A 321-nucleotide genomic window follows, 5' to 3' on the forward strand; every position below is an offset into this window, starting at 1 on the left:
ACCAGAAAATCATTGATATGGCCATGAATGGCGTTGGATGCCGGGCAACTGCCAGCATTATGGGCGTTGGCCTCAACACGATTTTACGTCACTTAAAAAACTCAGGCCGCAGTCGGTAACCTCGCGCATACAGCCGGGCAGTGACGTCATCGTCTGCGCGGAAATGGACGAACAGTGGGGCTATGTCGGGGCTAAATCGCGCCAGCGCTGGCTGTTTTACGCGTATGACAGGCTCCGGAAGACGGTTGTTGCGCACGTATTCGGTGAACGCACTATGGCGACGCTGGGGCGTCTTATGAGCCTGATGTCACCCTTTGACGT

1 pseudogene is annotated in these 321 nt (G+C 55.5%); it reads left to right on the forward strand.

The annotated features are described in order from the left end of the window. Nucleotides 1-321: pseudogene (locus SB775_RS28345) on the forward strand (IS1 family transposase); the annotation flags it as partial.

The sequence above is a fragment of the Peribacillus sp. SIMBA_075 genome (genome assembly GCF_046534585.1).